Annotated in this window: 22 protein-coding genes; 12 read left to right on the forward strand and 10 right to left on the reverse strand. The window is 54.2% G+C overall.

Going from position 1 to position 26,521, the window contains the following annotated elements; translation table 11 throughout:
- Positions 1-2 precede the first annotated feature (2 nt).
- Complete coding sequence (locus Q4E93_RS31875; protein ID WP_303592001.1) at positions 3-1,520, forward strand: rhamnogalacturonidase; 1,518 nt, start codon at positions 3-5, stop codon at positions 1,518-1,520.
- Positions 1,521-1,563: 43 nt separating this feature from the next.
- Positions 1,564-2,436 (forward strand): hypothetical protein, encoded by an 873-nt coding sequence (locus Q4E93_RS31880; protein ID WP_303592002.1) that lies wholly within the window; start codon positions 1,564-1,566, stop codon positions 2,434-2,436.
- Between the two features lie 71 nt (positions 2,437-2,507).
- Here Q4E93_RS31880 and Q4E93_RS31885 read toward each other — a convergent pair whose 3' ends face one another.
- The 3 genes from Q4E93_RS31885 to Q4E93_RS31895 are packed head-to-tail and all read right to left on the reverse strand — an operon-like array spanning position 2,508 to position 8,060.
- Positions 2,508-5,039, reverse strand: coding sequence for a S8 family serine peptidase (locus tag Q4E93_RS31885; RefSeq protein WP_303592003.1), 2,532 nt, complete (start codon positions 5,037-5,039; stop codon positions 2,508-2,510).
- A gap of 54 nt (positions 5,040-5,093) precedes the next feature.
- Positions 5,094-7,094, reverse strand: a complete 2,001-nt coding sequence (locus Q4E93_RS31890) for an alginate lyase family protein (RefSeq protein WP_303592004.1) — start codon at positions 7,092-7,094, stop codon at positions 5,094-5,096.
- 48 nt (positions 7,095-7,142) lie between these two features.
- Complete coding sequence (locus Q4E93_RS31895; RefSeq protein ID WP_303592005.1) at positions 7,143-8,060, reverse strand: AraC family transcriptional regulator; 918 nt, start codon at positions 8,058-8,060, stop codon at positions 7,143-7,145.
- A 241-nt stretch (positions 8,061-8,301) separates the two neighbouring features.
- On the opposite strand from Q4E93_RS31895, the gene Q4E93_RS31900 reads away from it, so the two are divergent.
- On the forward strand, positions 8,302-9,312 hold the full coding sequence (locus tag Q4E93_RS31900; RefSeq protein WP_303592006.1) for a LacI family DNA-binding transcriptional regulator: 1,011 nt from the start codon (positions 8,302-8,304) through the stop codon (positions 9,310-9,312).
- A 144-nt stretch (positions 9,313-9,456) separates the two neighbouring features.
- Here Q4E93_RS31900 and Q4E93_RS31905 read toward each other — a convergent pair whose 3' ends face one another.
- A complete protein-coding gene (locus Q4E93_RS31905) occupies positions 9,457-10,602 on the reverse strand; it encodes an LLM class flavin-dependent oxidoreductase (protein ID WP_303592007.1) in 1,146 nt (381 codons plus the stop codon).
- A gap of 27 nt (positions 10,603-10,629) precedes the next feature.
- Here Q4E93_RS31905 and Q4E93_RS31910 point away from each other — a divergent pair, with 27 nt between their 5' ends.
- From Q4E93_RS31910 to Q4E93_RS31935, 6 genes are all read left to right on the forward strand, one after another.
- Entirely contained in the window at positions 10,630-11,373 is a 744-nt protein-coding gene (locus Q4E93_RS31910) for a hypothetical protein (protein WP_303592008.1), read from the forward strand.
- A 114-nt stretch (positions 11,374-11,487) separates the two neighbouring features.
- Complete coding sequence (locus tag Q4E93_RS31915; RefSeq protein ID WP_303592009.1) at positions 11,488-12,342, forward strand: SPFH domain-containing protein; 855 nt, start codon at positions 11,488-11,490, stop codon at positions 12,340-12,342.
- Between the two features lie 3 nt (positions 12,343-12,345).
- Positions 12,346-12,534: a type II toxin-antitoxin system antitoxin gene (locus Q4E93_RS31920; protein ID WP_303592010.1), complete on the forward strand. Its 189-nt coding sequence runs from the start codon at positions 12,346-12,348 to the stop codon at positions 12,532-12,534.
- A 23-nt stretch (positions 12,535-12,557) separates the two neighbouring features.
- The gene (locus tag Q4E93_RS31925; protein WP_303592011.1) at positions 12,558-12,932 is read left to right on the forward strand and encodes a hypothetical protein; all 375 of its coding nucleotides are present in this window, start codon (positions 12,558-12,560) and stop codon (positions 12,930-12,932) included.
- A 60-nt stretch (positions 12,933-12,992) separates the two neighbouring features.
- The gene (locus Q4E93_RS31930) at positions 12,993-15,098 is read left to right on the forward strand and encodes a TonB-dependent receptor (RefSeq protein ID WP_303592012.1); all 2,106 of its coding nucleotides are present in this window, start codon (positions 12,993-12,995) and stop codon (positions 15,096-15,098) included.
- A gap of 72 nt (positions 15,099-15,170) precedes the next feature.
- Positions 15,171-16,895 (forward strand): PepSY domain-containing protein, encoded by a 1,725-nt coding sequence (locus tag Q4E93_RS31935; RefSeq protein ID WP_303592013.1) that lies wholly within the window; start codon positions 15,171-15,173, stop codon positions 16,893-16,895.
- 18 nt (positions 16,896-16,913) lie between these two features.
- Here the strand turns inward: Q4E93_RS31935 and Q4E93_RS31940 are convergent, their stop codons facing one another.
- Positions 16,914-19,286 carry an ABC transporter permease gene (locus Q4E93_RS31940; RefSeq protein ID WP_303592014.1) on the reverse strand — a complete coding sequence of 791 codons (2,373 nt, stop codon included), beginning with the start codon at positions 19,284-19,286 and terminating at the stop codon, positions 16,914-16,916.
- Between the two features lie 177 nt (positions 19,287-19,463).
- Here Q4E93_RS31940 and Q4E93_RS31945 point away from each other — a divergent pair, with 177 nt between their 5' ends.
- Both Q4E93_RS31945 and Q4E93_RS31950 read left to right on the forward strand, forming a co-directional pair.
- The gene (locus Q4E93_RS31945; RefSeq protein WP_303592015.1) at positions 19,464-19,811 is read left to right on the forward strand and encodes a hypothetical protein; all 348 of its coding nucleotides are present in this window, start codon (positions 19,464-19,466) and stop codon (positions 19,809-19,811) included.
- 54 nt (positions 19,812-19,865) lie between these two features.
- A complete protein-coding gene (locus Q4E93_RS31950; protein ID WP_303592016.1) occupies positions 19,866-22,391 on the forward strand; it encodes a TonB-dependent receptor in 2,526 nt (841 codons plus the stop codon).
- A gap of 53 nt (positions 22,392-22,444) precedes the next feature.
- Here the strand turns inward: Q4E93_RS31950 and Q4E93_RS31955 are convergent, their stop codons facing one another.
- Together Q4E93_RS31955 and pyrE are read right to left on the reverse strand one after the other, a co-directional pair.
- The gene (locus Q4E93_RS31955; protein WP_303592017.1) at positions 22,445-22,864 is read right to left on the reverse strand and encodes a heavy-metal-associated domain-containing protein; all 420 of its coding nucleotides are present in this window, start codon (positions 22,862-22,864) and stop codon (positions 22,445-22,447) included.
- A gap of 58 nt (positions 22,865-22,922) precedes the next feature.
- A complete protein-coding gene (gene pyrE / locus Q4E93_RS31960) occupies positions 22,923-23,576 on the reverse strand; it encodes an orotate phosphoribosyltransferase (RefSeq protein WP_303592018.1) in 654 nt (217 codons plus the stop codon).
- Between the two features lie 148 nt (positions 23,577-23,724).
- On the opposite strand from pyrE, the gene Q4E93_RS31965 reads away from it, so the two are divergent.
- Positions 23,725-24,348, forward strand: coding sequence for an NUDIX hydrolase (locus Q4E93_RS31965; RefSeq protein WP_303592019.1), 624 nt, complete (start codon positions 23,725-23,727; stop codon positions 24,346-24,348).
- A gap of 89 nt (positions 24,349-24,437) precedes the next feature.
- Here Q4E93_RS31965 and Q4E93_RS31970 read toward each other — a convergent pair whose 3' ends face one another.
- From Q4E93_RS31970 to Q4E93_RS31980, 3 genes are read right to left on the reverse strand one after another with little or no spacing between them, the layout of a single operon-like run.
- Positions 24,438-24,872, reverse strand: a complete 435-nt coding sequence (locus tag Q4E93_RS31970) for a hotdog fold thioesterase (protein WP_303592020.1) — start codon at positions 24,870-24,872, stop codon at positions 24,438-24,440.
- 9 nt (positions 24,873-24,881) lie between these two features.
- Complete coding sequence (gene coaD, locus Q4E93_RS31975; RefSeq protein WP_303592021.1) at positions 24,882-25,370, reverse strand: pantetheine-phosphate adenylyltransferase; 489 nt, start codon at positions 25,368-25,370, stop codon at positions 24,882-24,884.
- Positions 25,371-25,386: 16 nt separating this feature from the next.
- Positions 25,387-26,322: an aspartate carbamoyltransferase catalytic subunit gene (locus Q4E93_RS31980; RefSeq protein ID WP_303592022.1), complete on the reverse strand. Its 936-nt coding sequence runs from the start codon at positions 26,320-26,322 to the stop codon at positions 25,387-25,389.
- Positions 26,323-26,521 lie beyond the last annotated feature (199 nt).

Consider the following 26,521-nt stretch of genomic DNA (forward strand, 5'->3'; position numbering starts at 1 on the left):
ATATGCATAGATCCCTGATCATCCTGCTTCTTTTTGTTGTTAGTTATACAGCCTCTGCCGCCCCCCCTGTCTACAATGTCCTGGACTATGGCGCCAAAGGCGATGGGAAAGCCATCGACGGCGACGCTATTAACAAGGCCATCTCGACAGCTGCGGGGGCCGGCGGCGGCACGGTGTATTTCCCTGCCGGCAACTATCTTACCTACACCATCCGGCTGGCAAACAATATATCGCTGTATATCGACCAGGGCGCTACCATCATCGCCGCCGCCCCGGTGAACAAAGTGGGTTATGACAAGCCGGAGCCCAATGCCTTCGATCAATACCAGGACTACGGGCACAGCCATTGGAAGAACAGCCTCATCTATGGAGAAGGCCTGCACGATATTTCTATCCTGGGACCGGGACGCATCTGGGGGAAGGACCTGACGAGGAGCACCAATGTTCCGGAAGGAGGCGGCAATAAGGCCATCGGCTTAAAGCTGTGCTATAATGTCACCATCCGGGACGTATCGGTATTGCATGGAGGACATTTCGCCATTCTCGCCACCGGCGTGGACAACCTCACCATCGACAATATGAAAGTGGACACAGACCGGGACGGGTTCGACATCGATTGCTGCAAGAACGTGCGGGTCTCCAACTGCACCGTCAACTCGCCTTATGACGATGGCATCTGTCTGAAAAGCTCTTTTGGCCTGGGCTATGCGAAGGCAACGGAGAACGTCACCATCACCAACTGCCAGGTCAGCGGGTATGACGAGGGCACGCTGCTGGACGGCACCTTCAAAAGGGAGCACAAAAAATATTCCGACAGCACGACCACGGGTCGTATCAAGATGGGTACTGAGTCCAATGGCGGCTTTAAGAATGTCACCATCTCCAACTGCGTGTTCGATTACTCCCGGGGTCTCGCGCTGGAGACCGTGGACGGCGGATTGCTGGAAGACGTCACCATCACCAATATCACCATGCGGGACATCGTCAATGCGCCCATTTTCATCCGCCTGGGGGCCAGGATGCGGGGACCCGACACCATTCCCATCGGCGCCTGCCGCAGGATCATCCTCAGCAATATCGTCGTGTACAACGCGGACTACCGCCATGGGGCGATCATCAGCGGCCTGCCCGGTCATCCCATCGAAGACCTGGAGATGAGCAATATCCGCATTTACTACAAGGGCGGCGGCACGGCCGAAATGGCGGCACGGGAAGTGCCTGAGCTGGAAAAGGACTATCCCGAACCTTACCGGTTTGGAAAGATGCCGGCGTATGGTTTTTTCATCCGCCATGTGAAGGACCTGCGCATGCATGACGTGACCATTAGCTTTATGAGCCCCGAACACCGGCCGGCGTTTATCCTGGACGATGTGGAGGGCGCTGACTTCCGTCAGGTACGTGCGCAGAAGCCGGGGGACGCGCCTGTATTTGTGCTGAAAAATAGTAAGGATCTCACCCTCTTTCACGTGGCGGGCGTGAAGGACCTGCATCTCGACCAGGCGGAAAATACCACGCGCTGATCCCGGCAGGCGGGGACGACTATCGTCAATTAAACCTTAACATATGCGAAAGATCGCCTATCTGGCCATACCCGCCTCCATGCTGGTAATGGCGCTTGCCTGCCGCAAACTCTGGGAATATGAAAAAGAAAAAGGCCTGCCCAGGGGCACCATCCTGAAAGCCGATGGTCCGGGCAATACCTACGAGCTGATCGACAGCGTGCTGGGGGGCGGCAGCAACGCCGAGGAAGTGCCGGACTGCAGCCATCCCGACTTTGGAAGACATATCAGCGAAGTGTATGACAGCACATTGTGCAAATATGTGTTCCTCTTCGACATGCATCTTACACCTGACAATGACCGTTGTTCCGCTTTCGACCGGCAGCGGAATGAGATCAAGACCTTTGGGCCTTCCCCGGACAGCCTGAAAGGATTTTTGAACGACACGGTAGCCCATCACTGGAAATTCAAGCTGGACAGCGGCTTCCAGCCTTCTCCCAGCTTCACGCATATCCACCAGATCAAAGCCGGTGACGGCGACGACGGCGCGCCTATTATTACGCTTACGCCCCGCTTTGGTCACCCCGACAAGATGCAGGTGATCCATACGGGCTCCGGCAGCGCCACCAGCCTGGGCACCGTCCTGCAGGTGGACCTGACGCCCTTTAAGGGCGCCTGGGTCGAGGCGGAAGAGCACATTATTTACAAAACGGCCGGCACCTATTCCATCACCATCCGCAGGCTGAAGGATGACTCCGTCCTGCTGTCCTATACCAATACGAACATCGACATGTGGCGGAACGGAACGACTTTTGTACGGCCCAAGTGGGGCATCTACCGCAGCCTGAACAAGACTTCGTACCTGAGAGACGAGCAGGTGCGGTTTGCGGATTTTTGCATTGCGAAGGGAGTGGCGTGGTGTCCGCTGTATTATTAAGAGATCGCCCCGCGAAGCGGGGCGATCTTTGGTAGTCTTATTTCTCTGGTAGTCTTATTTCTCTGGTAGTCTTATTTCTTCATCAGCTTGATCGTCTTCGTAAACCCTCCCTGCTCAACCTTCAGGAAGTAAACCCCCGGCTTGTAAGCGCTCGCGTCGATATCCACGACTCCATTGGGCTGAGGCACCATTCTCACCTGCAGCTGCCGTCCATCGGCGCTATACAATCCCAGGCGGGTCTGCTCCGCTCCGGCCAGTGACAGGTACAATCTGAATGTGTTCGAAGAGGGATTCGGAGATACTTCCGCCACATTCACGGGTTTGCCAATGGCGGTTCCCAGATTATTCGCCTGTCCGCTGATCAGCTGGTCGCTGTTGGCGGCGGAGACGGCTTCCTTGCCACAGACAGCCCTGCTGCCGTAAGCAAGGTCGATACGGGTAAACCCGAAGTTGTCTTCCCAGTCGATGACGGCGATGGCTGGCAGCGGCGTATTATGATAATAAGGAACGCCGGTGCTGAAGGTAGTGTCGCCGGGCTGTACGGTGAGGCTGCCATGCTGGTTGGAACCCAGCAATAGCCAGTCTATCTTCACTTCGAATGGATTGGGGTTGATGATCTCCCAGTTACGGGTATGCGCCGGATCGCTGGAGCACAATGGTTTCAGCTGCAGGTTCCTGACGAACAGGTTGGGGAATTTCACTTCGCCCACGGCTTTGTCCGCGACGATCAGCCCGGCGCCCGTCGCAAAATCAAATCCCTTGTCAAAACCATCCGTATAAGGATCGTCCATATCCACCGCATGGGTACTTAATATCCCCTTGATCTGTGCCGGCTTCAACGTATGCAGCTTTTGCGCGTCGATCATCAGGGCCGCTACGCCGGCCGCATGTGGCGCGGCTGCCGAGGTTCCGAAGAAATTGGGCAGGCTGTCCTTGTCCTCGGAGATATCCCCGTTGCCGAACGGATCGAAGAAAGAGGTGTTGGCCCCGTCAGGCGCCACGATCTCCGGTTTGTGACGGACCAGCGGCGCAATGCGATTGCCGGATATATCATAATAGTTCGCCGTGCCGCCTACGGAAGAAAAGCCTTCCACGACGGGCGTATCCACCCCGTAGACAGGCGTCTCCAGGTAAAAGGCCGCTCCCGTGGCGATGGCTCCTTCGGCCTTTGCATGGCCTACCAGGGCGGGGGAGAGGATCCCGGGAATAGGATTGGTGGTGAGGTAGAACAACGCGTCGTTGTAGAGCAGGTATTTCAGCCGGGTGGCGTCAGGTCCCGCATATTTTACTATCAGCAGGTAGAACGTGGGATTGTTGGTGGCGTTGAAATACCCGAACACTTCGATGGGGTCGCCGCTGAGCAGATTATTGGAGGCGCCAAAGGCCACGACTTGCAGGTTGTTGTTCAGCAGGTAGACGTCATAGTCAGATTCACATCCTACGCCACTGGCGGAGAAGGAAGACTGGTCCCATTGAAAGGAAGAGATGATGCTTCCGCCGGGTGGGATATAGATGGGCTGGAAATATCGGGGAGTGGTCCCGGGAGCGCTGAAATTATGGGCAAAGCCGTTGCCGGCGCCCAGGGGCTCCACGTTAGTAGGTCTGTAAACGCTCTCGTAGGAGCGGATGCTGGAATTGCCCGCGGCGGAGAAATAGGTTACGCCCCGGTCTTTCACCTGGTCCACCGCCTGGGCGATGATCCCATCCTGGAAAAAAGGTTCGGCATAATAGATCACGTCGTCCGTAATGACATCGCAGCCTGCATCGGCCAGCTGTATGATGCCCTGGGCGAAATCGGCCTGTCCGAAGTTAGCGGTGTGGAAGGCCAGCTGTGAACCCGGAGCCACATCGTGCACGATCTCCGCCATGGCCCTTCCTTCATCCGTACCGTTGGAGTCCAGGTCTTCCAGGACCTGGACAGGTTTCTTATAGTTGAAGGGATTGCCGGGGCCCGGCAGCTCGCCATGCTTGACGCCCACAGCGGCGCCGCCTAAGTTGTTATAGCTGTCGGAGAGGATACCGACCTTTACGCCGGAACCATCCACTTTATATTTTTTCCGGGCCAGCGCAGAGCGCTGCGCGGTATCGCCCTGGTCGCCTACAGGCGCCGCTACAGGCTTGGGAGCCATCATCGCACCATTCTGCACCGACAGATGCAAAGGCTTATAGGCCGGCTTGGCAAAACGGATGGACGCAGCCGATTCCAGCTGCGGCAGCGAGCGGATAGGCATCAGGCCAGAGATCACCCGCCCATACGAAGCTTTCACCTGGAAACCCATTTTCACCAGCTCGGCACGGGCAGCCTGCGGATCGCCTTTCACCGTCACGTCCACCACCACCTTATCCCCGATGATCTGGAGATAGGCGTTGAGGGCGTCATCGGGTTGCGTGGGCTTTTTCGTGGATTGGACCACTTTGACCCGCGCACCATTGTCATCGTATAGTTTTTTGAGGTCGGAGCTGAGCCGGGAAGACGTTTTGGGAGGAGCCTGCTCCGCCGAAGGACCGCCGGGAGCCGGATCGCCTTTAATCTGTGCATGAAGGGAGATGGAAGTAATGGAAATAAGGACTAAGGCCGCAAATTGCAGTAAATTTTTTTTCATCTTGCAGTGGGTTTAATGATTAACAGTCACCGCAAAAAGGTACGTCATTTTCAACTAAGGGAATTGGGGAATTTGTCCACCATCAAGGGCTTTTGCGTATTCCAGGTATTGTGGTTCCCTGTATGCGCGGCTCGCCTGCATCAGCAATGTGGCGAAGTCTTTACTGTTGTAAGGCGTGATCTCCTGGTACTCCCATTTCTTCTCTCCCATGGCATAAGGCCGCAGCCAGTCCAGCGATGTCCGGATGCCCGCGCCCGACTTATTGCGATATTGCCACAGGTCGACACCCACCTGGGACCCTATTTTCGCCAGGTGGAAAAATGCCTGTAAGTTATAGGCGCTGTAATGCAGGGCGTTCGTCCTGGCCAGCTCCAGCGGCATCCTGCCGTCCGACTCGATCTGGCTTTCTATGCGGGCTTTACCTTCTTCCGCCAGCTCCCTGGCTTTCTCCTTGTTCCCTGTGAAGAGCGCATAGTCCGCGGCTTGTGCGCGGTACCAGACGCCATGGTTGTTCTTTGCATTGTGCTCGTCCTGTCCTTTCTGACTGGTGAGCATCCATTGCAGGTATTGCGCATACCATCCGCGAAGACCTTCGGCATCCGCAGCTGTCCACGAAGGGGCGCCTTCCAGCAGTCCTGCCGCATCGGCGATCCCCATGAGTGCGATCGTCTCGATGATACCGATGCCCCTTCCATCGTTGAGGCCGGGAATAGCCTGGCCATATTCCAGGTTCGGGTTCATACGGCTGCTGTCTTCCAGGAACCACCTGCGCAGCAGAACGGCCGCTTTGGCGGCATATTTTTCCTCGCCCGTCAGATACCATGTGAGGGCCAGTGACCTGGAAGCGCTTTCCAGCTGACCGATGTAGGTCCTGTCTGTGATCTTATAGATCTCCGGGTTGCGCTGCCCATCCAGGCTTTTATAAGGCAGGCCGTTCGGCTTGCTGCTGTCATACCAGTAATACGGCGCCTGGCTCATGTAATCATGCTTGTTGCCACTGGTGGGGGTGCGCTGTTTGGACATGACGGACACCGGCTGCATGTCGAGGAACTTATCGGCCTGCTGCCGCAGGTTCCGGGCATACTGCAAGGCGGTGGGATCATTCGCCGCTAATTTTTCTCTTAGCTCGCTCAGCCAGGGAGCATCCATCAGCAGCACATTGGGCAACGCCGTTGTTCTGGCGCTTCCGGTGGCGCTGCCCGTGAACTTCAGCCGGTAGGCCGTCACCGTCTTTGCATTGAAGCCAGGGACGTATAAGATCTTCGCAGCCCTGTCATAATGGATATCGGCCGTATTCTTTTTGGCCAGATGCGTATCCAGCAGGAGGTCCTTCACCCCGTCCGCGTGAACATAATAAACAAAACCTACCCATTCCGAGACGATGAGGTCCCCATGTCCGGCTTCTTCCACCCCGTCGCCGCCATTGGGAAGGGTAGTAATGGTGCGTAATGGGCCGCCAGATGCGCTGGCGATCTGCACCGCCTTGTTCGCCAGGATATACAGACTGTCGCCACTGGCCATCAGCCCATTGACGCCATTGAGGTTTTCCATATATAATTTCGGGACATCTTTTTCCATCTTGTAGACCTTGCCGGTCTTTGAGTCCGACACATACACCGTGCCTTTCCTGTCCACCGTAATATCGTTCAGCGCCTTTGCTCCTTCGATGGCGATCTTTTTTTCTATCCTGCCCCGCCGGATGTCGATGACCACCACTTCGGTGATATCGGCGACATAGAGCCTGTTGCCCCGGCGGCCCAGCCCCTTGGGCGCATTCAGTCCCGTGATCCAGGAAGGATCATAGCCGTGCCCGTCCACGCCGAGCTTGCCCACGCCTCCCTTACCATCCGCATCCCATCCGCCTCCATCGATCAGGGAGACATACAGGGTCTTACCTGTGGCATCGGGTAATACGGACTCGGGGATGGCGACGACGGTATCCGTCTCCCAGATCTTTTCCAGGACAGGCGTCTGCGCCATTGATACGGAAGTCAGGCATACATTCGATAAGGTGACCAGGAATAAGCCCGATACTGCGGCCGATGTTTTGTTCATTGTGCAATTTTCAATATAAAATTAAGGGGCGCCGGCGTTCATAACCCTTCAGGCCCTGTATTTCCCCCTTCTTCTCAGGATGGTTTCCTTCACCGTGCAAGCGGTGGTAAATTCGCGCTGATAGCCCAGGGGGCTCTTGCCGGTGATCAGTTTGAAATATTTATAGAAGCTGGTAAAGTTGTTAAATCCGCTCTCATAGCACAGCTGCTTGATGCTAAGATTGTTTTCGATCAGCAGCTTGCAGGCATGGCCCACCCTGATCTCGATGAGGAAGCGGGAATAGGTCTTCCGGGTCCTGGATTTGAAAAAGCGGCAGAAGGAATTCGGGCTGATATTGGCCACCCCGGCGATCTCATCCAATTGGATGGGACGCTTGAAATGCTTCAGGCTGTATTCGTAGATCGTGTTGATCCGCTCGTACTCGGCCTCCTGGAAATTATGCCGGAACCCAATGGAAGAAAGCGACCGGGTCTCCTCCGACGCGGCAATAATATGCAGGGCTTCCATCAGCATCAGCAGCCGGTGCATCCCGTCCGCCTCCAGGATCCTCTCCAGCAGGTCTGCAACTTTTCTCCGGGCTTCCCCTTCCACCTGCAATCCCCTTTTGGCCTTGTCCAGCATGTTTCTCAGGTGGACGGTCTCCGGGAGGTGCAGGAAAGATTCCCCGCAGAAATTCTCGGAGAAGTGTGCGACGCGCACGTCGGCGGTCACATCCGTATACTCTTCGAAATAGGCGTCGTCAAATCGCCAGTAATGCGGCAGGTTGGAACCCACCAGGACGACGTCCCCGGTCTTGAATCGCTTCATGCTGTCACCTACGAACTGTGTGCCTTGCCCTCTCTTGAAATGTATCAATTCCACCTCTGAATGAAAATGCCAGCGATTGTTGACATAGGGAACAAGATCCCGCCTTACGCTGAAAGAGTGTCCGGGTTCCCTGGAAACCTTAAGCAGTTGAGGTCTCATGTTGTTAGGTTTAAATTTCGGGCTGTTGGCGCAAGCCACTTCGGATAGGCATAATGGCAAGCTCAATGTACCCGCGTTTACTAAAACTGGTGTCAAATTGGGCAAAATTGTAATCATATCAGCTACTGCAATACTGATTTATTTACGGAAACGGTTGCATGGGCCCGACTACAACGTTTTCGTAAAAAGATCGGAGGGGAGCATAAAGTTTCCGTAATTTCCTGTTAACATTTTGCCTGCCATGAATACGGTCAATCTCAAGCAATTAGCAAAGGAGTTGAATGTCTCGGTCTCCACCGTTTCCCGTGCTTTGCGGGACAGCTGGGAGATCAGTACGCCGACCAAACAAAGGGTTTTCGAGCTGGCCAAAAAGATGAATTTCCAACCCAATCCCTACGCCAGCAGCCTCCGCAAACATCGCAGCCGCACCATCGCGGTAGTCATCCCGGAAGTAGCCAACAATTTCTTCGCGCTTGCCATCAAAGGCATCGAGACCATCGCAAGGGAGAAGGGCTATCATGTCCTCATCTATCTTACCAATGAAGATGCCGGCGAAGAAATGTCCGTGGCCACCAGCCTGCAGAGCGGCCGGGTAGATGGCGTCATCCTTTCCCTTTCCGGGCATACGACGGACATCCGTCACCTGGTGGAGCTGCAGCAGCGGAATATTCCCCTGGTGTTCTTCGATCGTGTCTGCGACAGCATCGGGGCGCCCAGGGTCGTTACGAATGATTATGAGAGTGGCTTTGTAGCCACGGAGCACCTGATCAGGGCAGGCTGCCGTCGCATCGCCCATCTTGCGATCTCCATGGAGCTTTCTATCTCTCACAAACGGATGAAAGGCTATACGGATGGGCTGCGGCGTTATGATCAGCCTTTCGATGATGGCATGGTCGTACACTGTGAAGACAGCGATGAAGAGAACTATAAGAAGATAAGGGCACTCCTGTCCTCGCCCGACAGGCCGGACGGGATCTTTGCCTCCGTGGAAAAGCTGGCCGTTCAGGTATACCACGTATGTCGCGAGCTGGGGTTGGATATTCCCAGGGATGTAAAGGTTATCGGATTTTCTAACCTGGTGACAGCCTCGTTATTGAATCCCGCATTGACGACCATCTCCCAGCCTGCTTATGACATGGGCAAAGAGGCGGCGACCATCTTATTCAGGCGCCTGGAGAAAAAATATATCCTTCCGCCGGAGGACAGCGTGATCCTGCCGGCAAAGCTGGAAGTCCGCAGCTCCACTATTTGAGAATCCCCAGCTCGGCTTTTTGAGCATCCACAGCTCCGCTGTTTGAGAATCCCCAGCTCCGCTATTTGAGAATCCACAGCTCCGCTGTTTGAGAATCGGCAGGTCCACTATTTGAGAATCCGCAGCTCCGCTGTTTGAGAAGATCTACAGGCTGTTGCGCTGGTGAACTGGCTCCTGCACCCGGGATTTCAACCCAAAGGCGGCTGCCAGCAGCTCATAGGATCGGAACCTGTCCGCCGCATGCCCGGTGAAGGTGCTGATCACGATTTCATCCACTTCAAATTCTTCCGCCAGCAGCTGGAGGCGCCTTTTGATCAATTCGGGCGTGCCTACGGCCATGCGCTGCCGGTTGAATAACACCCGTTGCCATTCCTCCGGTGTATAGTGATGGCTTTTGGCCAGCTCGTAGGTAGGGATCTCGTCAAACCGGCCCCGCTCGAAATTGTACAACCGGTAGTCCATCACTGCCTGTACTTCCTCTAATTTCTGTGGGTCATCGGAGCAGAAAGCAAAGATCCCCAGGTTGGCCCGGGGGGATGACAGCTGTTCGGAAGGACGGAACTTCTCCTTATAAGCCCGGATGGCGGCGGCGCCACCGATGGGGTTGATGAACTGGGCATAGGAGAGGGCCATGCCGAAATGAGCCGCCAGGTAGGCGCTTTCGCCGCTGGAGGTGAGCATCCAGAGCTCGGGCCGGGTATCGATATGCGGGATGGCCCGCACTTTCCCACCCATGGTGCCTGGGGTGCTGGACTCGGAAAGGAAGGCGTCTAAGTCCTTGATCTGCCGGATGTAATCCTGCGGATCGAACGTATTGGAAGGGTTCAGCAATTGCGCGGTGATACGGTCGCCACCCGGCGCACGGCCCAGCCCCAGGTCTATGCGACCGGGATACAAGGCTTCCAGCAGCCGGAAATTCTCCGCCACTTTCAGGGTGCTGTGGTTGGGTAGCATGATGCCGCCGGATCCCAGCCGGATATGTTTTGTCTCCGCCGCCAGGCGGGCAATGAGGATCTCGGGGGAGGCGCCTGCCAGGGTGACGGTGTTATGATGCTCGGAAAGCCAATAGCGGTGATATCCCAGTTTGTCGGCCAGCCGGGCCAGCTGGATCGTCTCCTGCAGGGCGGCAGGCGCGCCGCTGCCACTCCGGATGGGGGTCTGGTCCAGGACGCTGAGTGTAAATTTCTTTTGCATGGTATACGGAATAACATCCTGCAGGAGGAAAGGTTGACTGCGGGCATGAATGGCATTTTTAGGCTGAACGTCCGATAATTCGTATATTTCTAGCATACGCTCACTACTACACAACCAACACTTATGAAGCACGCAGCACTATTATCCATTTCATTATTCCTTTTTATTCTCTTCACCTATGCGCAGGCTCCTAATTCCAATGCAAGGATGCTGGGGCCAGTTAATGGCGCTGTCATGCCTGTGCGCCTGGAGGACATGGACAAAGAATGGAAGATACGGCCAATATCCACCGGCGGCTCCCTGGAGCCCGACAGCGGTTCTTCCGGCAGCGTTTTTTACAACAATGATTGGGAAGACGGATATATAAAACTTACGGATAAGAGGGAAGCCAGGAATTTATCTTTACGATTCAATGCATATACCAATGAGATATATATGAAGCGGGACTCCAATATAGTGGTGTTGGACGGCAATGTTATTCCCATTGCAGAATTTGGCCTTAGGGATGCTTCCGGCATCAAGGTCTTTCGGCGGGGATTTCCTGCAGTAGGCAAGTATACGGCATCTACTTTTTATGAGGTGCTGGCATCCGGAAAGTTTACCCTGTTGCGCATGCATGCAAAAAGGATCGTGGAAAAAAGCGACATCAACCATGTACCTGTACAGGAAATGACGGATGCGGAATTCTGGTATGTTTTTGACGCCGCCGCCAATACTACGACAGAGATCAAACACAATAAGAATGCACTTATAGAGGCGCTCCCCGGTGAGGCCGACGCCATCCGCACCATCATCCGGGATAAAAAGCTGCGGATGAAAGGAGATCAGGACTGGGTTATCCTGTTTGATGGGCTAAACAACTATTAAAAGACTGAACAAGAGGCGCTAAGCCATCCCGCCCTCCTTTTTCTAAAAGAAAAACTTGGAGCATAGGATCTTCTGGTTTATTTTTGATATCAAAATGATATCAAAATAGTATATATGCAAACCGAGAAAATAATCAAACCCGCCAATGGCTACCTCTTCATTGCCCTTGCAGTATTGGTGCTCACTGTCGCCGTTCTCTTCTTCTTCAGCCAGCAGTTTGTAATGGCGTCCATTACTTTTGGGGTGTTCATCTTCGTGACAAAAGGGCTTGCCATCGTCAATCCCAACACCGGGCTGCTGCTCCTGTTGTTCGGTGATTACGCCGGCAGCATTAAGGAGAGCGGGCTTTTCTGGATCAACCCGCTGTATAAGCGCATGACCGTGTCGCTGCGCGCCCGCAACTTCGAAAGCGACAAGGTAAAGGTCAACGACAAGATGGGCAATCCCATCATGATCAGCGTGATCCTGGTATGGAAGGTCCGGGACACTTTCAAATCTTTTTTTGAAGTGGACAATTATGAAAAGTTCATCATGACGCAGACGGACTCTGCCGTACGCAAGCTGGCCGCCTCCTATCCATATGATCATTTCGAGGATGAGCGCGCTGCCGTCACCCTCAGCACGGATTTCGACGAGGTCAATCGTTCATTGGAAAAGGAGATAGCCGAAAGGTTGGTGATCTCCGGCATTGAAATACTGGAGGCCCGGATCTCTCACCTGGCCTATGCGCCTGAGATCGCGCATTCCATGCTGAGAAGGCAGCAGGCATCCGCCGTGGTAGCCGCCCGGAGCAAGATCGTGGAAGGTGCGGTCGGTATGGTGGAAAGTGCCTTACATTTGCTGTCGACAAAAAATATTATCGACCTGGACGAGGACAAGAAAGCTGCCATGGTGAGCAACCTGATGGTGGTATTGTGCGGCGATCGCGAGACGCAGCCGGTGGTGAATACAGGGACGCTAAATCAGTAAGGAATGGGGGAAAAAAAATCTTTTGCTTTACGAATAGATGCCGACACCATGAAGGCCATCGAGAAATGGGCCGCGGATGAATTTCGCAGCGTCAATGGGCAGATCGAGTGGATGTTGCATCAATCCCTGCGCCAGGCGGGAAGGCTGAAGGATAAGAAAGAAAAAGATAAGACCAATCCGCCGGGCAATTAGAAATACGTATAACTTTGTGCCCGGTGATAAAATATCCCGTCACGATATTACTGATCCTGCTGATCGGGCTTCAGACCTTCAGCAAATGGTGTGTGATCCTCGAATACCAGGTCAATAAGGAATTCATCGCCAAAAATCTCTGCGTCAACCGTGCAAAACCTTCCTGCTGCTGCCAGGGTAAATGCTATCTCAATAAGAAGATGGCCAATGACGAATCGCAGCAGCAAGCGCCCGGCAAGAGCGGACAGAGAGAGGAGACGCCCCTGCAGGTGTTCCTCCAGCGGGACATCGTTCCCACGCCTCAGCTGAAAGAGATCAGCAGCATGCACTGCACCCGTTATATCGCTGCAACTACACAAGGACATCTGTTCTCAACATTCCAGCCTCCCCAGGCGTAGCCCGCCTTTTTTGACCCTTCTTTATCGAACAGCCTTTTCCAAACTTCAATCAACGAGGTAATGAATCGTTATTTCACAGCAGGCCTGACGGTCTGGCTGTCCCTGCATGCCTATGCCTCATTTTCACAGCAGGCCACGCGGGAGAATCAGCCGGACACAGTGGCCGCACCCGTCAATCTCTTACAACAGCTGATCGTCTCGGGCAGCCGCACCGTACAGAAAAGGACGGAAGCGCCCATCGCTATCAGTATCGTCAATGCACAAACGATCAAAGACACGAAAGCCAATCAATTAGACCAATTGCTCAACAAGGTCACCGGCGTATTCATGGTGGACCTGGGCAACGAACAACACGAGATGAGCATCCGGCAGCCCATGAGCACCCAGAGCCTGTTCCTCTACCTGGAGGACGGCTTGCCCATCCGCACCACGGGCGTCTACAACCACAATGCTTTGTTAGAAATGAATATGACCGCCACCCGGCAGATGGAGATCATCCGGGGGCCCGCTTCTTCGCTCTATGGCGCGGAAGCCATCGGCGGGGCGGTGAATGTCATCACGCAGGCACCACCGGCATCTGCCAACGCCTATGCCAGCGTACAAGGCAATAACAACGGTTATAAAAGGGCCGACGGACAGGCGGGCGTCCACCTGGGCAAATGGGGCGTGGTGGCCAGCGGCTACTATGCCAGCAGGACGAACGGCCCCATTCAATACAGCGACTTCCACAAGACGGCCCTCACGGTGCGGGCCGATTATAAAGCCAGCGATCGGCTCACCTGGAGCAATAGCCTCACGTATGTCGATTACTACAGCGATATGTACGGTTCCCTGGACAGCGCCCACTTCGCACAGAAGAACTACCATACGCCGTATTCCTTCACCTACAGGAAAGTCCGGTCGCTGCGGGCCAGGAGCCAGCTGGACTACCAATGGAACAGTCATGGCGCAACGCGGGTCATCATCGCTTATCGTGATAATAGCATCGGGCAGAACCCTTCCTATTATATAAAGAACAATGCCAGCGACCCATCCCTGGCCGACGGACAGGTGAACAACAGCGCTTTCCACAGCTACCTGGCGCTCGTGCAGCACCAGCAGCAATTCTCCTGGCTGGGCAGCAAACTCATTGCCGGGATCAGCGCGGACATCAGCCCCAGCACCTATGTCGCCCACTACATCCGCATACGGCGGGACGGTAAAGGGAATTACCTGGATTATACTCCGACAGATTCCCTGCTGAGCCATTATGCCACGGGCATCGATAACTTCGCCTCCTATGTCCATTATGAGATGGCGCCCGTGAAAGGTCTCCGGGCCATAGCGGCCCTTCGTTATGATCTCTATCATTATAATTTCCGCAATCACCTGCCTCCGTCCGCGTCTACCGGCTCGGCCGACACCCGCAATGATTTTCGCCGGGCTACGCCCAAGCTGGGACTCACGTATAATTATAAGCAGCTGGGGTTCTACGTCAATTACAGCCAGGGATATGTGCCTCCCCAGGTGACGGAGCTGTACAATGGCGTGAAAGTGCCTTATCTCCGTCCCCAGACATTTTATAACTATGAGGCAGGTGGCTGGCTCTCCCTGCTGGATCACCGGCTGTATGCGGATTGGAGCATCTACAGGCTCAACGGCAGCAACCAGATCATTTCCGTCAAACAGTCCGACGGCACATTCCTCAATCAAAATGCAGGCAAGACACGCCATGAAGGCATCGAGTATGGCCTTAATTTCCGTCCTTCCGCCCAGTGGGCCTTGCGGGTCAGCGCCAGCAACGCCAGCCACGTGTTCGTCGTGCAATATGAAAATAACAAGGATTACAGCGGCAACCAGATGTCGGCGGCGCCGCGCTTCATCGCCAATGCCGAGCTCACCTGGCGACCCGCCTTCCTGAAAGGATTCCGGTTATCCGTCGAAGGACAGCACCTGGGCAAATACTGGATGGACAATGCCAATACCCGTCAATACAAGGGATTCGACATCGTCAACTTCCGTACAGGCTATCAGCATGCACGATGGGAGGTATGGGTCAATGCCCTGAACGCTTTCAACGAATATTATGCTTCACTGGCCAGCAAATCATCCTATGGCTACAGCTACAACCTGGGCGACCCCGTCGAGGTGACAGTAGGATTGGCCTGGCATTTCGGTAAATTATAACACCATTCTACAACGACTATTCGATTTAGTGCGACTACGCAAAGTATTACCACTATGCAAAATATTACCACTATGCGCAAAAAGATCTACCAGCTGCATCGCCGCCTGTCCATCATCATCGCCATTCCCGTTCTGCTATGGGCGATCAGCGGCTTTATGCATCCACTCATGACCAATATCCGGCCGGCCATCGCTACGCAAGGCATCCCGTCCATACCCATCGACACGCAGCGGGTCCGTTTCCCCCTGGCCGAAGCGCTCCGCAAACATCACCTGGACAGCTTCTCCAATTTTCGACTGGTGCACATCGACACGAACTGGTTCTACCAGGTGCAGCCGCTGGCCGCCGGGGACGGGAATAATATTGCCGGCATACCCGTCTATATCAGCTGCACCAATGGGAATATCCTCACGGCCGGGGATTGGCTCTATGCGCAGTACCTGGCGCGCCAGTTTTTGGAGGGGGCGGCTGACGTCCAGCCCCCTCCCCAGATCGCGTCCCCCCATGCCACCTCCCCCGATAATGACAGCTCATCCTCCCGCACCGGACCTTCCGCTCCCCACGTCCATACTGCATCCCTCCCTAACGATGCCGCCTCGCTTCTCACTGCCGCCGTATCCCTCCACGACGAAGCTTCCTCCACCCACGATTGTTGTGGCGCCGCCACCGAGTCCGTGCTCAACCCCGTCAAGGGAGCGAAAGTCGCCAACGTCTCCCTGGTGAAGGCATTCGACAACGAATACAAGGGTATCAACCGGCTGCTGCCTGTCTACCGCGTGTCGTTCGATCGCCCCGATGGCATCCGCATTTACGTCGAGACCACCCAGGACCGTTTTTCATTCGCCATGGACAACCGCCGCGCCATCTTCGATGAGATCTTCCGTCTCTGCCACACCTGGGGCTGGCTCGACTTCCTCGGGAAGGGCCGGCTGGCCGTGGAAACGCTGGTGGCCCTTGCGGCCCTGCTTACCACCGTACTGGGCATTTATATCTTCTTTACCACTCATGGCGCCCGTTCCAATGGCAATGGCCTGGTAAAGGCCCGGCGCAATCATCGCTACACCGCCATCGTCGCATCGCTGTTTACCCTGTTATGGACCTTCAGCGGCAGCTTCCACGCTTTTTCGAAATTCACTGACGACACCCGCGACAGGTATTTTGCCGCTCCGCATTTTGCGGCCGGCATGGCCAACGGCGACTGCGTCCGTCTGCAGTCGGTATGCGCCCGGCCCATCACCAATATGAGCCTCGTGCAGATGAATGGAGATAATTATTGGCGGGTGACCCTATTGCCGGAAAAAGCTGCTGCGCATAAGGACCTGATGAAAGACGCCAAAACAGCCCCGCCTCCCGTTTCGTATATACGCGCGGCCGATTATTCGGTGTTGGCGGAGGGTGATGCCCGTTATGCTGCGTACCTTGCCGGTACATTCAGTCAGCACCCTCCGGCTGACATCCGGTCGGTGACGGCAGTCACTTCCTTCGGTGATGAATATAATTTCACGGACAAACGATTGCCGGTCTGGAAGGTGAGCTATGCGGGCGGCCACAACGAAAGGCTGTATATCGAGACCAGCACGGGCAAGCTGGCCTCCAGGGTAGACGACAGGTCCGTGGTGGAAGGCTACAGCTTTTCCATCTTCCACAAACATCATTTTATGGATGCGGGCGGCAAGACGGCGCGGGACGTCAGCACGATGTTCTGGGCCTTTATGCAGGTCGTGCTGGTGACGATGGGACTGATCCTTTGGTTCAGGCGAAGGAATGCCAGGAAAGAAAGGTCGCTCCTTTCTTAAACTGCCAGGACGGAAAGATCACTCCGTTCTCAAACTGTGGACAGGATTTTCCAAAGAGGCGCGGTAGGTCTGCGAGAAGATGGTCACCAGGCCCACCGATAATAAGAACAGGAAGCAGGCTATTGCGTTCAGCAAGCCATTGCCCACGCGCAGCACGAAGTTCTGCAGGAAAAGGAAGCTGAGCGTATAGCCGATGGGTACGGCTATCGCACCCGAGATCATCAGCAATCGTATAAATCTTTTGGACAGCAACCGCACGATCTGGCTGCTGCTGGCGCCGATGACCTTGCGGATGCCTGTTTCCTTCCGCCGGGTCTCCACGGTATAGATCACCAGGCCCAGCAAGCCCAGCGTGGCAATGCTCAGGGCAATAAAAGCCATGTAGCCCAGCAGGGAAATGGTAGCACGCTGCGAATTGTTCTGCGCCAACGCTTCATCCAGCCAAAAGGGGTTGAAAGCGACCTTGGGGGCAACCGATCCCCACACGGCTGTCACGCGCCGGACAAGCGCAGGCCGGTCCTTGCCGTCGACGCCGACAAACAGATATTTATACGCCCCCTGCTTGTTCCTGAATGCCATCGGGTTCACGGGCTTGCCGGCATTCTCATATTTAAAGTCATGCACGATGCCGACGACCTCCAGCGCGATCGAATCGTCCAGTCGTACTTTTTTGCCCAGCGCCTCTTCGTAATGCGCAAAGCCCAGGCTTTGCGCCGCGCGGGCATTGAGGATGATCTCCCTTTCTCCCAATGAATCCCGCTGAGCCCCGAAATTCCTGCCGGCCAGCAGCTGGATGCCCATGGTGGGAATAAAAGCGTCATCGGCATAAAAGCAGTTGAGGGATATCGCGTCCTTGGGCCGGTGGTCCAGCCAGGCGGATGAGCGTGTGCCGGAAAAATGGCTATTGAACGATACGGAAAAGGCTGACACCGATCGAACGCCGCTGACCATTGCCAGACGGGAAGAGACAAGCTCTGCATTCATCCCCTCCAGCGGGATCACCAGCACATTGTCCCTTTTAAAGCCGGGATCAGCCGTCGACAGCATGGAGAACTGTCGGAAAAAAGTGGCCAGGAAGATGATGATCACCAACGAAAGACTGTATTGAAAGACGATCAGGCTTTTCTGCAATCCCACTCTGCCGAATATTTTCGCCGTGGATAAATTCTTCAGCACCCTCAGCGGCCGGAATGCCGACAGGATCCAGGCCGGCGCCACACCGGCCAGCAGTCCCGTGAACAAGGCGTAGCCGACCGTACATAAAACATACGTCGTATTATATTTCCAGGAGGAAGGGACCATCTCGTAGCCATCGTTGAATGGCGCATACCTGATAATGACCGACAGCAGCAGCCAGGCGAAGGCCAGCGCCAAAAATGCCTGCACGATGGATTCGATGAGGTATTGCAGGAAGACCTGGTACCGCCTGGCGCCGACGATCTTTCTTACGCCGACCTCCTTGGCCCGGGTGAGAGCGCGGGCAATGGTGAGATTGGTATAGTTGAAGCAGGCGGCGATGAGAATGATCAGGACGATATCGATGCCTACCCATAGTTTGGACCAGCCGCTGCCGCCGCCGATGTCGAGATACAGCTCTTCGCTGGCGGGCGTAATTTTTCCAAGGGGCTGGAGATCGAAACGGGCGTGTCCGTTCTTGTCCAGCTGGTTGAATTGCTGTACCATCGTCTGCAATTCATTGTTCAGCTCGCCGGCATTCCAATGTTCTTTCGCCAGCACATAGGTATAGCCTGCCTGGAGATCTCCCCAATTAGCAGGGCCGGCCGGTTCACTGGCGCTGGATGCATAGGCATCGAAGTCGAGATGCGACTTGCCTGTCTTCGCCAGCACGCCGGTGACGACGTACAGACCGTGTCCCTGGACATTCAGGGATTTTCCCACAGCTGATCCATTCCCGAAGAACCTCGTCGCTGCCGTGCTGGACAGTACCATCGTATTCGGCTGCTGCAACGCCGACCCCGGATCGCCTTCGGCAAGGGTAAACCCGAAAACCTTGAAAAAGGAAGGTTGCGTATAAGCGCCATTGAGATACAGCTCTTCATTATGCTCCATTTTCACCGTGCCTTTAAAAGTAGGGTGGATGCTGACGGAGGCCTCGACGGTTCCCTTGCCGGCCAACAGCGCACCGGATAAGGGCAGGGGAGTAGTGGCCAGTCTATAGTGATTGCCTTTTTTCTGCGTATAATCCGTGAGGATGCGAAAGGTCCGGTCCGGATGAGGGTGGAAGCGGTCGTAGGACAATTCGTTTTGCAGGATCACCATTTCCATCAAGCCCAGCGACATGGCGAAGCCAAGACCAAACAGATTGATGAAGGTCAGCAGGCGGTTTTTCTTCAGGTTTCGGTACGCGATCTTTAGATAGGTCAGGAACATGGGCTATGGTTGAGCCTCTAAAGATGCCATTTTTGTTCCGTAAATTCAAATGATTGATCGTCAGCTAGTTGAATCTTTATTTGGATTAAACCCTGGGCGAATTCGAACAAAGGATGTTCGTTATCGTACAAGTAACAGAAATAAGCCATAATTTGCAACGTAGTTACAAAAAAGCACTTGTTTAGACTTCCTATCATACGTCGTCTGTCAGCTGGGGCATTGTTGGCGTTGTTTACGCTGAGCATTATGCCCAGGATCCTGGTCCATTCCCTGGTGGCAAAACATAAGGACGTCCACCTGTCTGTTCTGTCGATGGGTAATGATGGGCCGGACCAGGTAAATAAGGCAAGTTTTCATTGCAACGTTGAAAGCCTGGTCGTTGAGCTTCCCTGCCTATGGCATCCCTTCTCCATTCAACTGACGGTCCCCCGGCAATTTCAGGAATACCAGGTGGCGGCGGATCATCAGTTCCATTCCTTTTGTCATTTCATTTTCGGGCTTCGGGGCCCTCCCGCTGCCGTTTGAGTTCTCTACATCGCCCGTATTTATTTTTTCAATTTAGCAAAAGGAATACTTATTATGGATCCAATAAAATTCATTACGATCCCCTGTGCGCTTTTTTTTACTTTTTTCCTGGGAAGTCATCCATTTATTTTCGCACAGACGGGAGGTTATAGTGCAACATCAAAAAAGATCATTATCCCGGAGGGAGGATCCCTGTCCGGACGGATCACGGAGAAGGACAAAGGAACCGCTCTTCCCGGAGTTACCGTCTACATCCCGGATCTGAAGTTGGGCGTTACGACGGATAGCGCCGGCTATTACAAGTTCAATAACCTTCCATCCGGCAGCTTCCTGGTGGAAGTGCACTCCATCGGATATAAGGCCATCACGAGGTCATTGTTCATCAGTGGTCCCGTGAGCCAGGATTTTGTGCTCACAGATCAGTTTGTGGAAGAAAGCCCGGTCGTAGTCACCGGACAGTCTAAAGCTACGCAGATCAAAAGAAGCCCGGTACCCATTATCGCCGTCGACCACGATTATATCACCACGAACCTCAGCACCAATATTATTGACGCCATCGCCAGGGTACCCGGTGTCAGCGCCCTTACTACAGGTCCCAATGTGTCCAAGCCCTATATCCGCGGATTGGGATACAACCGGATCCTCTCCCTGTACGATGGTGTGCGACAGGAAGGCCAGCAATGGGGAGATGAGCACGGTATCGAAGTAGATCAATATAGCGTGGACAGGATAGAGGTGATCAAAGGACCGTCCAGCCTGACCTATGGCTCGGACGCGCTGGCAGGAGTCGTGAACCTGATACCCACCCGGCCCGCGCCCGAAGGCAGGATCATCGGCGATATACAGGCGGAATACCAGACCAATAACGGTCTCTTCGGGGGATCCGGAATGGTTGCCGCCACGAAGAATGGCTTTGAATGGATGGCGAGAGCATCCCATAAGCAAGCTACGAATTACCAGAATAAGATCGACGGCCGGGTGTTCAATACGGCGTATAACGAGACGGATGCCAGCCTGGCCCTGGGCCTGCATCGCGGGTGGGGGTATACGCATCTGAACCTGTCCTTGTTCGACGACCTGCAGGAAATTCCGGACGGAGCCAGGGATTCGGCTACCGGGAAATTCACCCAGACCATCACGGAGGCAGGCGACGTAAGGATCGCATCCGATGCGGACCTGAAGTCCTATGCCATGACACCCCTGCATCAGCATGTGCAGCATTACCGGGCCTACCTGACGAATGATTTCATCCTGGGCAGCAGCCGCCTGGCCGTTAACCTGGGTTTTCAACGCAGCGTACGCCGGGAGTTCAGTCACCCGGAAGAACCTTATCAGCGCATTGCGGGTTTATATTTGCAGCTCAACTCCTACACGTATGATATAAAATATTATTTGCCGGAATTTGACGGCTGGAACCTCACATTGGGCGTGGATGGCATGTACCAGGATAATAAGGTGGACAAAGGCACGGAGTTTGTCATCCCTTCTTATCACCAATCCGACATCGGCCCATTTTCCTTGCTGAAGAAGACCTTCGGCAATCTGGATATTGCCGGGGGAGCCCGGTTTGACAGCCGTTCTTTCAGGAACTATGCACTTTATTCCATGCCGAACCCGGAAACAGGCTTTGACATGGCCGTGTACGGTGCAGATACCGCCGGGGCTGATTTTCATTTTGCCAATTACAGCCATACCTTCACCGGCTTCACCGGCAGCATCGGCGCTACTTATAATTTTACGGAGCGATTTTCCCTTAAGGCAAACCTTTCCCGTGGGTTTCGCGCGCCCAACATCGCAGAGATCGGCGCCAATGGCGTACACCCGGGAACTGGCATTTACCAGATCGGGAGCGGGGATTTTAAGCCGGAATTCAGCCTCCAGGAAGACATCGGGCTGGAATATACTTCTCCTTATGTCAGGACCGGACTGAGCGTGTTCAACAACAATATTTCGAATTATATCTACAATCAACGATTGCCCGGCAGCGCCGGCGGCGACTCCCTCAGCGGCAATCCGCCTGTTCCGACTTATAAGTTCCAGCAGGGCAAGGCACAGTTGTATGGCGGGGAATTCAGCCTGGACATCCATCCCGTCAGGACGCTGCATTTTGAAAATACCGTGTCTGCCGTCTATGCACTGAACAAAGGCATTGACCCCAAACTGAAAACGAATGACAATAAGTACCTGCCTTTCATCCCGCCTGTCCATGGCTTATCGGAACTTCGCCTGGATTGGGAATCCAGGTCCAGCCACATCGTCAATGGATTCGTGAAAGTGCAGGTAGCCTGGTATGCAAGCCAGAACAGGGCCTATCTCGCGGATAATACGGAGTCGGCCACACCCGGTTACGCATTATTCAATGCCGGCATCGGTGCAGGGATCACCAATGGCAAGGGTAAGACCCTTTGTAACCTGTACATTATGGGGAACAACCTGTTCGACGTTGCTTATTTCGATCACATGAGCCGGTTGAAATATTTCCTTTATTCTTCCACGGATACGAACCCTGCGCATGGCATTCATAATATGGGGAGGAACATCGCTTTTAAGATCGATTTCCCTTTGGATCTCAAACTTTGAGGAGACGGCATAAGAAAGCCCTGGTCATTCTGCCAGGGCTCTCTTTTTTTTATTTAATTCTTTTTTTCGCCACCGCCGCCGTCTTCGGGTTTCTTGCAGCAGGTGGGCAGTCTTTTATATGCGTCTGGCTCAGCCGTGACATCGTCCGCATCGTATCCCACATTGGCGATGAGGGCCTTGATATTTTCCGGATTGGTACGATCTGTCAGGTACACCACGGTAGTGGTTTTTTTCTTAAAATCCACATTCACTTTCTGGATACCTTCTTCGTGGCTCATGTAATTCTCGATCCTTTTTTTGCAGGATTCGCATTGGACCGTAGGTGTCTTGATGACGACGGTTTTGACGGCTTTCTGCTGGGCAAAGGAGAAAGTGGCGAAGCCTACCAGCAGGAAGGCAAGGAAATTGATTTTTTTACTCACGCCCATAATGTCTTTTTTAATGGAGTTCGTGAATGCTGTGCATTTGATCATACGATAACTTTTTTTGGGTGACAAAATGTTGCAAGGGTCCCCCTATAAAGATAACAAATTAATTCACTCCTTTCCAATTTGCCGGGTCTTCGCTCCATTTTAACAGAATGGCCTCTTCTTCGGGGCTCACCATCTTTTTTTCCAGGGCCAGCCGTATCAGGACGGGATAATTGGACAGGGAAATATAGGGCACGCCGGCTTTTTCAAAGCCCAGGCGGCCGGCCTCGAAGCCATAATTGAAAATACTTACGAGGCCCAGGACTTCCAGGCCTGCCTGGCGGAGGATATCCACGACCTGCAGGCTGCTTTTGCCGGTGGAGATCAGGTCCTCGATGACTACCACGGGTTGTCCCGGCTCATAATATCCTTCGATCTGCTGGCCCAGGCCATGTTCCTTCGGCTTGCTGCGTACATAGATATAGGGCAGCTTCAGCTGGTCGGCCGCCATGGCGCCCCAGGCAATGCCTGCAGTCGCTACCCCTGCCAGCATCGCTGCCTCGGGAAACCGGGCAAACAGCACATTGCACATTTCCGACTTGATGAAATCACGGACATAAGGGAAGGACAATACTTTCCTGTTATCACAATAGATGGGGCTTTTCCAGCCGGATGCCCAGGTGAAAGGTTCTTTCACATTCAGGCGGATGGCCTGTACCTGCAGCAATTTCTCGGCTACTGCCCGCTCGTTAGTGGTGATGATTTGTTCAGCCATGCTGCGAAAGTAAATAAAATTTAGCTCGTATATTACAGCTTTATCGGATTGGAGATCCATTGTCCGTAATCGAGCGTAGCGAAGGTTACGAACGAGAAGGAACGAAGTTCCGACGAAGTTCTCAGACATCAGATTAACGCCCCTTCCAATGTATATCAAGATCTACTTTAACGACAAGCCATTGTTCCTGTGCGATCAGCCCACTGCGGAGATCAGGGCCTATGCGCATCATGATGACGCCGTGTTCATCGATGAGTTCTCGCCTCCTGCCGTCAACTCCATCATCCACGAAATGCGGCAGGCGAAAGTACATGCAGGCATCTTTGTGCACACTCCCCTGGAGACATTGAAGAAAGCCTTCTGGAAAAAATTCATCCTGATCCAGGCTGGCGGAGGGTTGGTGCGGAATGAGAAAGGCGAGATCCTCTTCATATTCCGCCGGGGGAAATGGGACCTGCCCAAAGGCAAGCTGGATGAAGGCGAAACGCTGGAGCAGTGTGCTGTCCGTGAAGTGGCGGAGGAGACGGGGCTGCGGGACATCCATTTGGACGGCCCCTTACTCGTCACCTGGCATACGTATGATGAGAGTGGGAAGCATTTTTTAAAGGAGACCCACTGGTTCAGTATGACGACCCGGGGTGATCAATCGCTGACGCCGCAGGCGGAGGAGCAGATCACGGAATTGAAGTGGGTGGGGGCGAGCGGGCTTGATGATATAATGAAAGAGACGTTCCCTTCTATTGTGGATGTGGTCAAGGCAGCCGGGAAATAGCTACAAGCCGCTAGCTGCAAGCTACAAGTGGGTTTATTTAAGTCTTTTATGGCTTGCAGCTAGTAGCTTGAAGCTTGTAGCTAACAGCTTCAGACGGCTTGCAGCTTCAAGATTGCCACCGTCAGCCTGCTGACACACACCAGTTTTTCTTTTTCATCATGGATCCGGATATCCCATACATGCGTGGTCTTACCCAGATGCAGGGGGGATGCCGTCCCATACACGTAGCCTTCTTTCACAGGCCGGAGATGGTTGGCATTGATCTCCAGGCCCACGCAATAGTAGCGGGACCTGTCAATGACATGCGCGGAGGCAACGCTGCCCAGCGTCTCCGCCAGCGCGGCCGATGCGCCGCCATGCAATAGCCCGTATGGCTGACGGGTACGGTCATCCACGGGCATTCTTGCCTTCAGGAAATTAGCGCCTATTTCAGTGAATTCCATTCCAAGGTGTCCCCCCATCGTGTTGGGCGCAAGCTGCTGTAACTGGGACACTGTTATGGAAGGGTCGAACCAGATGGCCATGGGCGGATCTTATATTTTAAGGGATTTCTCGCTGCGTAAGGAGTTGGCAACTACGTCCGGCAGGAACTGCAGCGCATCGCCGCCATTCTTCAGTACATCCCTCACGAGGGTAGAGGCCACCGAAGTGAATTGCGGCAGGCAGGTGAGGAACACCGTTTCGATATGGTTGTCCAGGCTGCGGTTCATATCGGCGATGGCTTTCTCATATTCGAAGTCGTTGACGTACCGGATGCCTCTCAGAATGAAATGGGCGCCCACTTCCTGGCAGGCCCGGATGGTCAGGCCTTCGTAGACCACGGCGTCCACCTTGGGGTCGTCTTTAAAGATCTCCTTGATCCAGGTGAGCCGCTGCTCTTCGGAAAACATCGGCGCCTTATTCGCGTTGCGACCGATGCCGATGTACAGCTTGTCGAAGAGCGGCAGACTGCGGTTGATGATATCCAGGTGCCCGATGGTGATAGGATCGAAGGTCCCCGGAAAAAGGCAGATACGTTGCATAAATATGGCGTTGAAGTTAGTTCTTTTCTCCACCCCCGCCTGCCAGCAGATAGAGCACAGCCATGCGCACGGCCACACCGTTCTCCACTTGCTGCAGGATAATGGACTGTTTGCTGTCCGCTGCGTCGCTGTCCAGCTCCACGCCCCGGTTGATAGGCCCCGGATGCATGATGACGATCTTTTTGCCCAGGCTGTCCAGCAGGCGTTTGTTCACCCCATAAGCCAGGCTGTATTCCCTGAGCGAGGAGAACAGCGGCTGATTTTGCCGTTCGAGCTGGATCCGCAGCACGTTGGCCACATCGCACCATTCCAGCGCCTTTTTCAGGTTGTATTCCACGCGTACGTCGAAGGCTTCCTGGATATGCACAGGTATCAGGGTAGGGGGACCTGCCAGCATCACTTCGGCGCCCATTTTCTTCAGTAGATAAATATTGCTCAATGCCACCCGGGAATGCATGATATCCCCGATGATGGCGACCTTCCTGCCTTCCAGTCCTCCCAGCTGCTCGCGAATGGAAAAAGCGTCCAGCAGGGCCTGCGTAGGATGCTCGTTGATCCCGTCGCCGGCGTTTACGATGGCCGCGGGAATATGTTTGGCCAGGAAATGAGGGGCGCCGCTGGCGCTGTGCCGCATCACCACCATGTCGACCTTCATCGAAAGGATGTTGTTCACGGTGTCCAGCAAGGTCTCGCCCTTGGCGGCCGAGCTGCCGGAGGCGGTGAAATTGATCGTGTCGGCGGACAATCTTTTCTCAGCCAGCTCGAAGGATATGCGTGTCCGTGTGGAATTCTCGTAAAAGAGGTTCACGATGGTCACATCCCGGAGCGTGGGGACTTTTTTAATCGGCCGTTGAAGGACTTCTTTGAATTGGGTGGCTGTATCTAAAATAAGTTGAATATCACCCGGTTGGAGATCTCTAATGCCAAGAAGATGTTTCGTACTTAGTTGCATTAGGGGGCGAAATTAAAGTATTTTGTGCTACGCTGGCAACATTTTTTGAGCTGCAAGCTACAAGCTGCTAGCTGCAAGCCATAAAAGACCTGAATAAGCCGACTTGTAGCTTGTGGCTTGCAGCTATTCCAGCCCACTTGTAGCTAGCAGCTTGCAGCTTGAGGCTATTCCAGCCCGCTTGTAGCTTGCAGCTTGCAGC

Origin of the sequence: Flavitalea plasmicola (assembly GCF_030546645.1) — a bacterium.
Lineage (GTDB): Bacteria > Bacteroidota > Bacteroidia > Chitinophagales > Chitinophagaceae > Puia.